The sequence below is a fragment of the Desulforamulus profundi genome (assembly GCF_002607855.1).
In genome coordinates, this window is sequence record NZ_AWQQ01000047.1 from 44,686 (window position 1) to 58,044 (window position 13,359).

A 13,359-nucleotide genomic window follows, 5' to 3' on the forward strand; every position below is an offset into this window, starting at 1 on the left:
CCTTATTGATGCATATCCTTGAGCTTCTCCCGAGCCGTCTCGTACCAAAAGACATCCTCTTTTTTGAGCCTTGCCCCGACCTTGATGATTTCCTCCTCACCGTACTTCTTGAGGACTTCCTTGTTGACTGTCTCCACAACGTTGATGCAGTCCGTCATCCTGCGGATTTTTAGGCTCTTGATGATTTCAGCAACCTTCTCCTTGGCCTTGGGGATGATGACCGACGTACTCAGCCGGAAGCCGACACTCCCAAAATTAAGAGTCATTGTCTTGCCGTCCAGCTCCTCTTTGTGTTCCGTGACAAACTCCTTGACATCCTTGCCCAGCTTGTCAATCCTGTCCTGAAGCGGCTTTGCCTCAAGCCCTGCGGATATCTTTATGCCGTTTATTTGCCTGTTCATTTCGCCCTCGATTTCCTCAATCTGGATTTCCTTTTCAGCTATCTCTCTGAGGGCCGCATCCACTTCAGCCCAGCTCCTCAGAACCGGCTGATTCTTGATTCGCTTTCTTGCCATCTACATCAAACCTCCCTCGACGTTGACCCCCGAGACCTTCCCGTCGTGTATCTCAAAGGTCATTCCAAAGGCTTCATGCAGTGCCTGGAATACACTGACGGGAAGCTCCTCGCTAATCCTGAAGTAGTTCTTATTCACAAATCCGGTGATTGACTCTTTAACCTCTTCCTTGCTGAATACCCCGGCTGTCAGGCCGTTCACCGCACAAGCGACCGTTTCATTTAAACCCATCATTGTTCACGCCTCCTTAAAGCATCATCATTTTGCTTGCCTGGTTGATTATTTTGAGAGTAATGACTTCCTGACCGGTGTCATTCATAATCCTGATAACGTTGTCCAGTGTCCTCCCCAGCAGCCGGAAACATCCCGTCTGATGGTTGCAGGCCCTGGAGACCAGCTCATTCATTGCGTCCGGCTCGACCTTGTACCCCTCAAGGTATTTCTCCACTTCCTGCCGGGTCAGCCCCTTCAGGGAAGTGTAGAAGTCAATCCTGTTGGCAAACCGTGTGAGATAACTCTTTATCTGAGCTTCAAGCTTCGGTTCACCGGCAATGACAATCCCGACATCGGCCTGGTCAAAAATACCCCGGAGGATTTCCATTTTCTTCTGAGTGTACTTGCTGATGAGCTTGTCAGCCTCGTCGATGATGAGCAAATACCCGTGATTCACGTTGAAAAACTCCCGGATGCCGTTGACCCTTTTCCAAATCGTCCCGTACGTCTGAGGAATGCCGAGGGCCTTCTCGATGGCCTCGACCAAATCCCGGCTTGACATGATATCGTCACACTCGACATAGGCCACACGGGGCAGTTTGGCGTAGTGCTTCAGAGCGTGGGTCTTGCCGAACCCCGACTTGCCGACCACAATCCCGAGGCCCATGTCTTCCTGGCAGGAGCTGCAAAGTCCAATCACGCTCTCCGCATCCCGGCCCTCAAAGAACCCTCTCTTTTTCGGCAGCCTCAAAACCGGTGTTTCGGTTGCTGCCGGAGTGTCTTCTTTTTGTCCGGCCTTGCTCTTGAGGTAGTCCTCAAGCCTTGCCTCAAGCTCCGTCGTGTCGCTGTCATACTTGCCTGACAAATACCTCGATATGGTTGTCCTCGAATAGTTCAGCTCGTTTGCCAGTTCCGCTTTGGTCTTCTTGTTTACCGCCAGGTACTCATTGACCCTTTGGGCCAGTGACCTCATTTCACCTGTGTAAATCGTCGCTACAGCTTCCATCACTTTATCCCTCGCTTTCTAATTTTTACCCAAGCTGCCTCAGCTTAGAGAGCGCATCCTGGGCCTTCCTGCTGAAGAACTCGTCTTCAGCGTCTTGTTTCTGCCTGTTCTTTTTATCCCTGAGCTCTGAGGCAAACTGCTTGTCCTGCGGGAGAGCAACCACCTTGTCGCCCTTACCCTTAACCACCAGGTCAAGAGCCCCGACAACATCACCCGGAACGTTACCCCTTTGCTCATACGGCGTTCTAAACTCCTCAAGGAGTTCCTTATCGTTTCTAAGCTGCGTATTCTGCATTTTCTTGTGTTCCTCAAGGGCCTTTTGGGAGACCCTTGGAGCTATCAGTAAGAGCTCCTGGGATACCGCTTCACAAATCTTCTTGCCTTCCCTGGTGTAGACGTAGAGCCTTGTCACGTCTTCAGGGTCATACTTGATATCAACCTTTTCCCCGTGGTAGTTGCAAAGCTCCTGAGCCCTGTACTCGTAACCGAATTTCCTGATTCCGATGTTGTAAACCGTGACCCTCTCAGCCTTCATCATCAGGATTGAAGCGTATGACTTCGGGGGAGCAGGCTTATAATACTTGTCCTCAGCCTTCATGAAGAGCTCTATCGGAACCGTGTACTTCTCACCCTGACGCTTGAGGCCGGAGTGTTCACGTTTGTGGTAAACTTCGTTCAACCACTTTGTCCAAAGCTCGTAAAACTCTTCCATCGTGAGGAGCTCCCCACGCTCCAACATCTTAGGGATGTCCTTCTTGATTTTGGCTGCCGTCTTGGAGCCGGTCAGAGTGCCGGTGTAGGAGAACATCCATTTGGTGAAGCTTGAGCATATCGTCCCGAAGAACCGCTCAATCTGCGCCTTTGACCAAGGCTGAAACGGCAGGCTGTTTATTTCGTCCTGAATCCCTATGCTCCGGTAAAAGCCTTTAGTCTCTTCGTCGAATTGGAGCTCCTTCTTCTGCTTCCGCTCACTCCGCTTGATGCCAGTCAAGTCCTTGGCGTTGTAGTCCTTGCCGTTGTCGATTAAGAGCCACTGGGGTACTCCCCCGGCGTGCCGTAAATCACTTTGAGCAAGGACAATTTCAAAATCTGAGAGTTGGCGTGTCGGCAGATGATGTCACCGAGGAATACCCTGCTTCTTGTGTCCACCCAGCCCACGAGCCGGGGTTTTATGGCCGTAACCTTGCCGTTTGGATGGGTAAAGGCGACCCAGCAGTCAAATGTATGTTCGTCACCTTGCAGGAGGCCCAAGACCGGGAGGGATTTGGTGTCCCGTGAACCCTTCACCATCACCTTGTTTTTATACTCCCTCATGCCTTTGGCCGCCAGAAAATGAGCGTTCTTGGCCCGTCTTTCCTCCATCAGATAGTTGATATACCTCGTAACCGTCTGATATGATGGGTATTCCCATCCTTGGAGTTCGGCCACCTGCCCAAGCTTCATGTACAGCATTTCAACCGTCCCGTCGTTGGCCGCAAAGTCCTTGTCAAACCACACGTTTTCAATATAGGCCCTGACTTTATCGTCCAGGGACGGGAACGTGAATTTCTCCTTTGGCTTCCTGCACAAGGAGAGCACCTTCAGAAAATCGTAGTTATGGCCGTTTTCCTTATGGAGCCTCATGGCCCAGGCTGACGCTTCAAGGTAGTCCTTGGCGTACCGGTATAGAGTCCGCTGGCTGATGCCCAGCTCCTCCGCAAACTCCTCAGCGAAAGCCGTCCGCTCACCGTCGTTGTAATTCAAAAACTCCTGTATCCGCTTGCCCAGTTCGACCGCCTGATAATATTGTTTTGAGAAGTTCTCAAGATACCAATTCAGGTCAACGCCTACATACCAGGGAGCTTCTTGGCCTGTCCTCTGTTCAACCACTACATCACTCCCGCTAATGCTTACCTTTTCCTTATAGCCCCGTCTTGCTTTCTTGGAGAGGGAGGAGAGGGCAACCAAAACCCTGTCCTTGCCTCCGTCCCTCTCTTCAGTCCGGGTCTTAAAACTTCCCGGATTCCTTTGAATCCTTCGATAAAGCGTGTAATAATTTAACCCTTCTAGTTCAGCCGCTTCTTCGAGCGTGACAAATGTTTCAGCCAAATCCTTCCCCCTTTACCCTTGGCCTAAAATCTGATAAAATGGAGGGGATGAGGCTTTCCTTCATCAACGGCTTTTGAAAAGAGCGTCGCTTCTTACCGGTTGGACGCTCTTTTCTTCTGCCATTGTTGAACATCCCCATCCCTCCGGTCATGCGCCTTTTGTCACCTTTTCCTTGATTTTGCCCATGCTCTCCTCAACTTTCCTGAGTTCCTCCTGGAGGTATGTGTCAATGTTGTTGAGGGTCTCAATGTTGGCCTGCTTCAGGCTGATGCAATCAAACAAGTCCTCAATGCCCTTCTGGATTTCCTTTTGTACCTGCTCGATTTGCCGTTTGAGCTCGTTTTGTTTTGTTCTCAGGATAATGAGCATGATTTCCGGAATTACTCCTTCGCTCATTCCCATCCCGACCTTGAGGCTGTCCAACTCAAGAAGAAAATCCTTGACATTCTTCAAAGCTATTCCTCCTTCACGCTATTTTTTTGACCTCTCCCAGGTCTAAGCCAAGTTCCTCCGCTATGCTGGCAAGGTACTTCTCGCCCGACCTCTCCCCGTAGAGGATGAGGTTTAAGTATTTGTTGCTGGTTCCGACCTTCTCTGCAAGCTGGACTTGCGTCATCCGTCTTTCAATCAGTGCTTTTTTGACCAGCACGCCGAAGGCCGTCAGTTGTCTTTTGTTGCGTTGCATCCAGCATCCTCCTTCCGTTGTGATTACTCTTGTGTCTGCTCCCTGATTAACTCCTCAAGGATTTCAACCTCTTGCCGTGCCTCGTTCCATTCCTTCTTATAACCTTCCTTTGGCTTTTCCATCAGGTAATTGGCTGAGCAGCAAAGAAGATTATGGCACGCCATGTCATGATACTTTTTAAATAAATCTAACCTTGTCACGCTGCACCTCCTCTTATTTAACCTCCCGTGATATAATGGAGTTGCGACACATTTTATATCACGGGAGGTGATTATATGTCTAAGTTTCCATTCGATGAAGACCAGCTTTACGATTTTTTAAATGAGCTAAATTCTAATATTGGTGAGATATCTTTATCAATCTCCGTAGACTTAGAAAACAATATCCAAGATTACGCTGAGCGTCACTGTTCGAGTATCAATAAAGATACTCTTCGTTTTGTAACTCTTTGTGTTCAAGATTCTTATTTCCTTGCTCTCAAGACCATCGAAAAAGCCATTAAAAAGACTTTGTTGCCTGAGCTTGATTCATCTGACGATGATTCTTGAACTGCTTTTTAGTCTTGGCAATTACTGTCATAAAGACTCGTTCAAGATGAGCGTAACTCAGTATGCTGTTTTGATTTTGATACTCTAAAATTAAATCTGATAACAAGACTCCTTTTAAATCGAGCTTTGAAATTTTTTCATCGCTGAGTTTCTTTCTTAATACTCCATTATTAAACATTACGCTTGACCTCCTATCTTTCTTGTTTTACCTGACACTTTGTGAACTACCTGAAAGCATTCTCTACAGTCTTTCACTACCAACCAATTATCAGGATTGAGTCCAAGAGATTTAATCCTGATTTTTGCGCCCTGGTGGGCCTCTTGCCGTGCTTCAATCTCCCATCTCCCTCCGTTTGGATTAGGAATAAATTTCCTGTCAACCCCTAAACTTCTTTCATCCTCCTCTCATATGTGGTATTATTTTTTGATATATTTCTCTATCAAACTAATTTTATACAACAAGTGAGAGGTTGTCAATAAAAAATCTCTCACTTGTTGTAAATAATGAAAGGAGGAGCTACATGATTGAAATTAAAAACGTAGGGGAAAGGATAATTGCTCGCCTCACTGAGTTAAATCAAAAACAGGCTGACCTTTGCCGAGCAACTGGACTATCCAATAATGCTATCAGCCAGTACGTTACAGGAAAGCGCACGCCTGATACACTCTCGCTTTATAAAATAGCCACTGCTTTGGATGTTCCGATGGAATGGATTCTAACAGGTGAGAATAAATACAGGAAGATTGATACAACAACTGAGAAAACTGAGAAAGTGGGGCCTTTATCAGAACAGGAAAAAGAAATGCTCTGGAAGTTCCGACAATTGGACACAAGAGACCAGGAGTATGCAAAGGCTAATATTGATATGCTGTATGATAGAACGGTTAAAAAGGGAACGTTATCCGACTCGATGAATGGAGGAACAGGGGAAGAGGCAGCCGCAAGTGAAACGGCTTAATTTTTATCGTTTTATGATAGATTTATCTATCCTTTTTTGTTCAATTGCTTTGGGCTAAATTATTGACTTTGCAAATCCTCTAACCCCTTGTAAATACTGCATTTGAACACGTTTTTTCTCAAGTGTGTATTTTGTTCAATTGTTTTGACCGGAAACGGCCCCGACTTTTTTAATTTCGCACGCCGTCCGAACGCTGGCGTTAGATTTTATGAGAGCCGCAAACGCTTATTTTACCTGCATTTTACCCGCATTCATCTCCGACTTCGCACGCCCCGCACGCCTAGTAACGCCCCCGTTCGCACGCCCGGCCTGTTTTCTTTCTGCCGACCGGTTGTTATAATTAAAAGAGAGCAGCAAAAAAGCACCTTATCCCCTTGCGCTACAAGGCTTCCAGTGCTTTCAGCCGCTCTCTTTTTTATATTTTCCACCGGTGAGGCCGTTCTCAACTTTTTTGTCAACCGTTTCCGGGCCTATCCCACGATAACCCCTTTTAAATCAAGGTTTCCCGAGGTTTCCCGGATAAACTTTTTCTATCCCTCTTTTGTCAATTATTTTGTTAATCCACAACATTATAGGAAGAAAGATTTGATCTGTGACCTTTTAGTGCAGGATCTAGAGGCAATGAAGCCATTGCCTAAACAGCGGTTCAAGGTGACAAGGCTTGCAAAGGTAAAAACAGATAAATACAGCTTTGTTCAGTTTGAAAACAACAAATATTCCACTGCGCCTCAATACAATCGGTGTGAGATGTGGCTGGAGATAAGCGCCGAAGAGCTACGAATACTTAATGACAAATATGAAGAAGTGGTGGTACATAAACGGCGGTACGGGCAAATGCCTGAACCAGTGGTGGACTGGATTAAATATTTGACTGCCATTAACCGAAAGCCGAATGCGTTCAAGTACACACAGTTTTTCAAGGAACTCCCCGTCGTCTGGCAGGAATATTTTAACCGCGCTGATTATGATGACAGCAAAAAGATGTTGTCGACTCTGACTCCAATCATACTTGACGGTAAACTTGATGAAGCTACGGTTGCGCTGGAAGTGCATGAAATTCAGAATGCCGATGAATTTTTGCTTATCTACCGAAATCTTACGGAATCCCCTCCGCCATCGGCTGTTAAGACGCAAAACACGCCTACTCAATTACCGTACAAAAACGATCTGTCGGTTTACGGCTCTTTGATTGGAGGTGAGAACTGATGGAAGATGCCCTTTACAAGTTGTGCCGAAGGCTGAAACTTGGCACCAACATAGTGGATAACGCAAAAGCCATTAAAAAAGAAAACAACATTGAATTTTTACTTGAGCTATTCACGATGGAGATTGAAAATAGAGAGCTGAAACGAAAAAACGTCTTCATTAAGCAGGCAAAATTTGATCTCATTAAGACCTTTGAGGACTACACCTTTGAAGACATCAAAATCCCTAAAAGCATTACCCCAAATGAGCTTATGGACTCATCTTTTGTAGGCAAGAAAGAAAATCTGATCCTTTACGGAAATGTCGGTTCCGGCAAAACACACCTTGCCATTGCTGCTGGAATCGCCGCCTGTAATAACGGCAAAAAGGTCAGGTTTTACCGCACGGCATCTCTTGTGAACGAACTGGTTGAGGCAAAAAAGCAAGGCAACATCGTCAAGCTTCTTAAAAGCATTGAAAAATGCGACCTGCTGATTTGTGACGAGTGGGGATATGTCCCGGTGGATACCAACGGCGCTAAACTGCTTTTCGGGGTAATTGCCGATTGTTACGAACGCAAAAGTCTCATCATCACCACGAATCTGGAGTTTACCAAATGGAATGAGGTTTTTTACGATGAAAAACTTACTGCAGCCATTATTGACCGCATTATTCACCATAGCCATTTACTCGATTTCACCGGCAGAGATTCTATGAGGCTCAAAAATTCTTTGATTAAACTAAAATAACTATGTTTTCACCTTTTCGGCTTTCAGGCCGCTACAAAAATATATTTATATTTGCTACAAATTTATCTTGATAAATACAGTTCACGCAAGCGGTATATCTCATCAGCCACTTCGTTATAGTGTTGTATCGATTACTCGTCAATTTGGATTTCAATTCCAGACTTAAATTCCACAATGAAATAGTCATCATAAACCGTTATCTTTTCCAAGAGAGTCCTTACATAATCTTCTTCATATTCAGTCAACTCGCAAGGCAGATCGTTAAGGAAACGCATCATCTCATCGAGTCGTGTTCTCAGATCCTGTCGGGATGCCTGCTCATTTTGAAGGGCCTGCTTCTCATCACGCAGCCTTCTAATCTCCATACCAAGCTCATCACCGGTATTCTTAGAATTAACGGTTGCCAATAGCTCAGATGCTTGACCAGTTACCTCACTCTTGATGAGATCCAGTTCTTTTTCCGTTAAGTCATCATTAAGTGTAAAAACTGCAACCCCCATCAGTTCACCGCCTACTTCTTCAACTGTGAACTCATATTTTGAAACCTTTGCGTTCAAGCTGTCACGTTCGCTATAGTATTTCATCATCCCCCTTTGTTCCTCGCCTGGCAATCTGCGTTTTTCAATTGCTTTTAGGATTTCCTCTTCGTATTTAGTGAGCTCATGCGAAGAGATTTCTTCAGAATCATATGATTTTTCCATGTAGCCATAGTCATTTTCAACATCATAAGTGACGGCTATCAGAGGCATATAGAGCTTCATTTGATGAACTCTGTCAGTGTTTTGAATTGTCATACCGAGATTCTCTAGTAGAACATCCTGCAGTTTCATACTCGAACCATAAAAAGTAATGTAACCGTTATGGGTCATAGCGCCACATTCATTATTCATTCTTTGCTCGCCATACCTTTTAAAATCAATGTAATCTTCAAGATTTTCATCGTATTCAAAATGGCCGGAGTCACATATCATAAATCGCCCATACTCTTCTGCACTTCTAATACCATCAAACAATTGAAATTCATGCATATGATCTAGTAAAGCGTTTATTTCATACAGGTTTCTTGGTCTGATGTACGCCATTAACTTTTCAAAATATTGAGATTCATGACCACCCATCTCTTTAAAGCGCTTTGAAAAATCATTTAGCCTGTTTACCTTGGCCGCCATCGATTCATCATTGCTAATGAACTCAATCAACCTATTAGGTAACATATCGCTTTCAAAGGAAAGTTTACATTCTTCGATGTCCTTAACTTCTAATCGAATCAACGCCTTTTCAATAGAGCTAGAAGGGCACGGCATGTAAATGAACTCCTGATCTCCATGAGCTTCAAAACATAATGTAGCTATTTCACTTTGCCAGTAATAACAAGGAAAGTGCCTGCCATCATAAACCTGTTCAGGTTGATTTCTATTTTGATAAAGGAATCCATAAGGTGTTACAACTTTCATTGGACTGAATTTCATAAGTTCATCAACCACGGCTCTTCCATCGATTGCTTCAAGTTCTTTTGTAGTCGCAGCACCGACCTCATTGAGATATACATCCCTTCCCACCGCATTCAGATTGCTAAAATCACTGATGACACTATAACAATGGGTATTGTATGTTAGGTTGATAAGATCTTTAAGTGACTGAGCATCAGTGGCAACAGCAGAAGCAAAGAAAGTATTTTTTTCTTTTGCATCAAAGCTATCTAGCCTCTTTACCAAAAAGTTCAGTTCATCAATATTGCAGTATCTTTCTTTAATGACACCAATCAAATCGCTGTCATTTGAATCGACAATATAACAATTGGCATTTGTTGAAACAATTATTCCAAGCTCCTCGCAGATTTTACTAAACTTTTCTTCTGCAACGGGAAACCAAGCTTCTATAGATTTCTCATCGATGTTGTTTGATTTCTTAATTGTAATGTACATTTCGTATCCCTCCATTTCATTTTGTGACAATAAAAAACCACATCCTACATTTTGATTTTGTAGAAGGTGGCTTAAGTGAACTTTACTTGGAGCGCTGTCGCTCCGTATTTGGCGATGAGTATTGAATGAATGATTGCTTTAAATGCCTGATCACCTATTAAAAACTTGTCAGCGATTTCATCCATTCTGATATATTCTCTTGCCGTATAGATGGTCTTTGCCATTTGATAGATGGCATAGCCATCAGTGTTGATGCCGCTTAAATTCATTTTCTTAAAATCAAAACTATCAGTATAAACATGATCCTTAGCTGCAGACCAGAGTTTATCATCAGCAGACAATAGAAATAAAACGGCCAGATGGATTGAACTTCTATTTTCAACTGGAATCTCTTGTAGGCGACAGACAGAACCGAATCTCCCTCTGTGTGATTGGCTTATGAAAAAATCACCTGCGCAGTTTCTAATCAAATACTCAAGACGACTTTGAAGCCGGTGCGACTTACACTCATGAAAGCAACTTGAAATGAATCGATCATAGGATGCACCTCTACCATTACTTTTCAGACATCCAATATCTAAATCAAATCTAAATTGCTCTGGTAAGGTTGGCAAGACCTCTTCTTCTTTTTCTTGTGCATCTACCTTTCCAAATCCGTGTACCACAATTATTCCTCTACCCCTTGGTGAGAAATTTGGAACCAACATCATCAACTGCTCTAGCTCTTGAAGTTCTGAATCATTCATAAAATACTTTGACATCTTTTTTCCCTCTCTTTCTGGATTTTGAACATAAAAAAGAGGCAATGCTCATTGGTCTCTTCTAATTGACCAGTAAACTTTGCCTCATAATTATTCATTACTTAAATATTCATTTGTGTTATCAAAACTAATGCAAAACCATCGGTTTTTTCGATTTTAACCAATGTCATCTATATTTTAGCCCTTTTTTAGGGGTCAAAAAAGGTCATTTTTTCGTCTGTTTTTTGCCCAAAATTCAGACCAAAACCACTATATGTTGTGGTCAAACTCTACTATTTATCGCCTGAACCACTACGTGTCATCAGAATTATCGCTTCTACGTGACTGGTCCAGGGAAACATATCCACCGGTTGGGCCAGTAAGGTTTGATATCCCGAGCTGTCAAAGATCCCCAGGTCCCGGGCCAGGGTTCCGGGATCGCAGGAGACATAGACCATCCTGGGCACCTGCGCTTCGGAGATGGCCTGCAATACTTCTTTTTCACAACCTTTTCTGGGCGGGTCCAGGACCACCAGGTGGGGTTTCAGGCCTTTGGCAACCATCTTCGGTAATAAACTTTCTACGGGGCCCGGGATAAATTCGGTATTGGACAGGCCGTTTAACAGGGCGTTTTCTTTAGCATCTTCCACCGCCTCCGGGACGATTTCCATGCCGATCACCCGGCCCGCATGGCGTGCCAGGAAGTTCGCAATGGTTCCGATGCCGCAATAGGCATCTACAACCGTTTCGTGCCCTTTCAGGTCAGCCAGTTCTAAAACCCTGTTATATAACACTTCAGTCTGCAGGGGATTCACTTGATAAAAGGAGGGAGCGGAAATTTTAAATTTCAATCCGTTTAAGTAATCCAAAATATACTCCCTGCCCGTTAATAAACGGTTTTCTGAACCCAGGACAACACGCCCGGGACTGGTGTTGATGTTGCGGATAACGGATACAATTTCCGTATGCCGGGTTACAATGGCCCTGTCAAATTCCTTTGCGGTGGACCATCTTTCGGCGGAGGTTACCAGGACTACCATGATCTCCCCGGTTCCGAAACCCCGGCGTATCATGACGTGGCGCAGCAGTCCTCTTTTTTCTGCCAGTGGTACGGAGAAACAGCATGTTTATTTATGAACTCCTCCAGGGTGGCTGCCACTTGGTTAATTTGTTTGTCCACCAGCAGGCAGGTTTGATGACCCAGACCGGTGGCCAGTTCGTAGGTTCCCTCGGCATAAAAGCCCAGTTTTACCCTGTGGCCCTCTTTCTTTACATGCAAGTGAATTTTATTCCGGTAGTGCCAGGGGTCTTCCATCCCCAGGGTCGGCCGGACCTCTACCTTATCCAGTCCCCCAAGCCTGGTTAATGCCCAGGACGATATAACCGGTCGTTGGCGCTACCATGGCCAGGCAGGCAAAGTCCCCTTCAATCCTGCTATAGAATCCCACCTCACCAATCTTTTGATACTTGCTGTATTCATTGGGACTGATGATCCCGTCGGCAGTCCATTTGATTAAGTTGGCTTCGTGGTTGCCAGTCACTGCGGTATGATCCACAGGGGGCTCAACCTTCTCTGTTCTTCCCTTGGCTGCACAACCGACCATGAGCAAAATAAGACTTAAGCAAATCACCCATCTCTTAATCCAAATTATGGGACATCCTCCTTCCTCCACACACTTTTTCCCAGGGCAATCTTTAAACCTATTACCATAATTGTCACCGAATAACCAAAAACGACATAAAGTAGTTTTAAGGAAACTTTTCCCTATTGGAGTGGCTGTTATGGCTCAGTATAAATTGATTCGAAAAAGCCGTCAACTTCAAGTATTTGACCCTTGTAACTGCTATCAAAATGACCATGTCGATCTGGTGGTGGAAGGGGCCGGGATTCGCTTGTGCCGACTGTCCAGTCTTAGTGTGCCCGCGGAGGTATCCGCCTTTATTCCACGGGTGGAAATCCGCCAGCGGCGGTATGAAAACGGGCAGTTGGTCTGTGAGGACGAGCGGATTTATAACAGTATCACCGTTGTGCATGCCCCCAGGCACCCGCCGGAAAACCCGCCCAACCAGTTGCCGGCCGTTCAACCTCCCCTGCTGCCCCAGGGGGGCAACAGTATGCCAGGCCCTCTGGCGGGCGCCGGCAGCCAGCCCACTACACCGGAGCCTCCAACGCCGGGGGAGCAGCCCCCTCCCCCGGAGGTACCCACAGCCCCCGGGCTGGAACAACCGGGGGCCGCACAGCCACCGTTCATTCCTTCTCAGCCGGAGCCACACCCGCCGCCAGTATCGCCCCGTGCAAGCAACATTCCTTTTCCGGACCGGCCCCATAGAAAAAACGACCGGGGCGGCCCGCCGGTAATCACCATTAATAAACGCCCCCTGGGTTAGAAAGACAGAATGAAATCCCACATTGGATGGGATTTCTTTTTTATAAAATTAGTTATAGTATAAAAGGTATCTACAACACCGCCTTTTCTTTGGGCTATCTCTTAGGTCCCCTGCTGGGAGGCGGCTGGTTGGAGTTTTTTTCTTTGCCAAGTTTGCTGGTAGCTTACAGTCTGTTCATTTTATTTGTGTGGCTCCCCGCTTTGGCGCCCGTGGGTAAAAGTAAATTGGCCAGGTAGAGTTAACTTGTCTTAATATTCTAAATTATCATCCTATTTTTGCTAGTTTTTCTTTGTCCCCCCACCTTGTGACCCTTCTCCGGGTGTGATACCCTTTTAAAAAGCAGTTAGGTTGGGCTCGT

The 13,359-nt window shown here is 45.4% G+C and carries 19 protein-coding genes; 5 read left to right on the forward strand and 14 right to left on the reverse strand.

What is annotated here, in order from left to right; all coding sequences use genetic code 11:
* Positions 1–2: 2 nt before the first annotated feature.
* The 8 genes from P378_RS07705 to P378_RS19470 form a co-directional block, all read right to left on the reverse strand.
* Entirely contained in the window at positions 3–515 is a 513-nt protein-coding gene (locus P378_RS07705; RefSeq protein ID WP_099082837.1) for a host-nuclease inhibitor Gam family protein, read from the reverse strand.
* Positions 516–749, reverse strand: coding sequence for a hypothetical protein (locus P378_RS07710; protein WP_099082838.1), 234 nt, complete (start codon positions 747–749; stop codon positions 516–518).
* Between the two features lie 13 nt (positions 750–762).
* Positions 763–1,734, reverse strand: coding sequence for an AAA family ATPase (locus P378_RS07715; RefSeq protein ID WP_099082839.1), 972 nt, complete (start codon positions 1,732–1,734; stop codon positions 763–765).
* Between the two features lie 25 nt (positions 1,735–1,759).
* Positions 1,760–2,725, reverse strand: coding sequence for a Mu transposase C-terminal domain-containing protein (locus tag P378_RS23475; protein WP_338013860.1), 966 nt, complete (start codon positions 2,723–2,725; stop codon positions 1,760–1,762).
* Positions 2,726–2,757: 32 nt separating this feature from the next.
* Positions 2,758–3,822, reverse strand: coding sequence for a hypothetical protein (locus P378_RS23480; RefSeq protein ID WP_338013861.1), 1,065 nt, complete (start codon positions 3,820–3,822; stop codon positions 2,758–2,760).
* A gap of 147 nt (positions 3,823–3,969) precedes the next feature.
* On the reverse strand, positions 3,970–4,275 hold the full coding sequence (locus P378_RS07725; protein WP_073240040.1) for a hypothetical protein: 306 nt from the start codon (positions 4,273–4,275) through the stop codon (positions 3,970–3,972).
* A gap of 13 nt (positions 4,276–4,288) precedes the next feature.
* A complete protein-coding gene (locus tag P378_RS07730; protein ID WP_073240039.1) occupies positions 4,289–4,507 on the reverse strand; it encodes a helix-turn-helix domain-containing protein in 219 nt (72 codons plus the stop codon).
* Between the two features lie 23 nt (positions 4,508–4,530).
* Entirely contained in the window at positions 4,531–4,707 is a 177-nt protein-coding gene (locus P378_RS19470) for a hypothetical protein (RefSeq protein WP_180261018.1), read from the reverse strand.
* Positions 4,708–4,782: 75 nt separating this feature from the next.
* On the opposite strand from P378_RS19470, the gene P378_RS18935 reads away from it, so the two are divergent.
* On the forward strand, positions 4,783–5,055 hold the full coding sequence (locus P378_RS18935; RefSeq protein ID WP_143157096.1) for a hypothetical protein: 273 nt from the start codon (positions 4,783–4,785) through the stop codon (positions 5,053–5,055).
* Between the two features lie 177 nt (positions 5,056–5,232).
* On the opposite strand, the gene P378_RS24055 is transcribed toward P378_RS18935, so the two are convergent.
* Positions 5,233–5,310 (reverse strand): hypothetical protein, encoded by a 78-nt coding sequence (locus P378_RS24055; RefSeq protein WP_420795984.1) that lies wholly within the window; start codon positions 5,308–5,310, stop codon positions 5,233–5,235.
* 266 nt (positions 5,311–5,576) lie between these two features.
* On the opposite strand from P378_RS24055, the gene P378_RS07740 reads away from it, so the two are divergent.
* From P378_RS07740 to istB, 3 genes are all read left to right on the forward strand, one after another.
* On the forward strand, positions 5,577–6,014 hold the full coding sequence (locus tag P378_RS07740; protein WP_099082841.1) for a helix-turn-helix domain-containing protein: 438 nt from the start codon (positions 5,577–5,579) through the stop codon (positions 6,012–6,014).
* A gap of 144 nt (positions 6,015–6,158) precedes the next feature.
* Positions 6,159–7,220 carry a Mu transposase domain-containing protein gene (locus tag P378_RS18940; protein WP_143338432.1) on the forward strand — a complete coding sequence of 354 codons (1,062 nt, stop codon included), beginning with the start codon at positions 6,159–6,161 and terminating at the stop codon, positions 7,218–7,220.
* Positions 7,220–7,948: an IS21-like element helper ATPase IstB gene (gene istB / locus P378_RS07750; RefSeq protein WP_099082843.1), complete on the forward strand. Its 729-nt coding sequence runs from the start codon at positions 7,220–7,222 to the stop codon at positions 7,946–7,948. The genes P378_RS18940 and istB overlap by 1 nt, the downstream gene beginning before the upstream one ends.
* 131 nt (positions 7,949–8,079) lie before the next feature.
* Here the strand turns inward: istB and P378_RS07755 are convergent, their stop codons facing one another.
* The 5 genes from P378_RS07755 to P378_RS07770 form a co-directional block, all read right to left on the reverse strand.
* Positions 8,080–9,873, reverse strand: a complete 1,794-nt coding sequence (locus P378_RS07755) for an antirestriction protein ArdA (protein ID WP_180261019.1) — start codon at positions 9,871–9,873, stop codon at positions 8,080–8,082.
* Between the two features lie 71 nt (positions 9,874–9,944).
* Positions 9,945–10,634, reverse strand: a complete 690-nt coding sequence (locus tag P378_RS07760; RefSeq protein ID WP_143338433.1) for a hypothetical protein — start codon at positions 10,632–10,634, stop codon at positions 9,945–9,947.
* A 272-nt stretch (positions 10,635–10,906) separates the two neighbouring features.
* Positions 10,907–11,653 carry a 23S rRNA (uracil(1939)-C(5))-methyltransferase RlmD gene (gene rlmD / locus P378_RS07765; protein WP_238473012.1) on the reverse strand — a complete coding sequence of 249 codons (747 nt, stop codon included), beginning with the start codon at positions 11,651–11,653 and terminating at the stop codon, positions 10,907–10,909.
* A gap of 29 nt (positions 11,654–11,682) precedes the next feature.
* Positions 11,683–11,928, reverse strand: a complete 246-nt coding sequence (locus P378_RS21335) for a hypothetical protein (RefSeq protein WP_238473013.1) — start codon at positions 11,926–11,928, stop codon at positions 11,683–11,685.
* A 25-nt stretch (positions 11,929–11,953) separates the two neighbouring features.
* Positions 11,954–12,244 carry a hypothetical protein gene (locus tag P378_RS07770; RefSeq protein ID WP_099082846.1) on the reverse strand — a complete coding sequence of 97 codons (291 nt, stop codon included), beginning with the start codon at positions 12,242–12,244 and terminating at the stop codon, positions 11,954–11,956.
* Positions 12,245–12,395: 151 nt separating this feature from the next.
* Here P378_RS07770 and P378_RS07775 point away from each other — a divergent pair, with 151 nt between their 5' ends.
* On the forward strand, positions 12,396–13,001 hold the full coding sequence (locus tag P378_RS07775) for a hypothetical protein (RefSeq protein WP_099082847.1): 606 nt from the start codon (positions 12,396–12,398) through the stop codon (positions 12,999–13,001).
* Positions 13,002–13,359 lie beyond the last annotated feature (358 nt).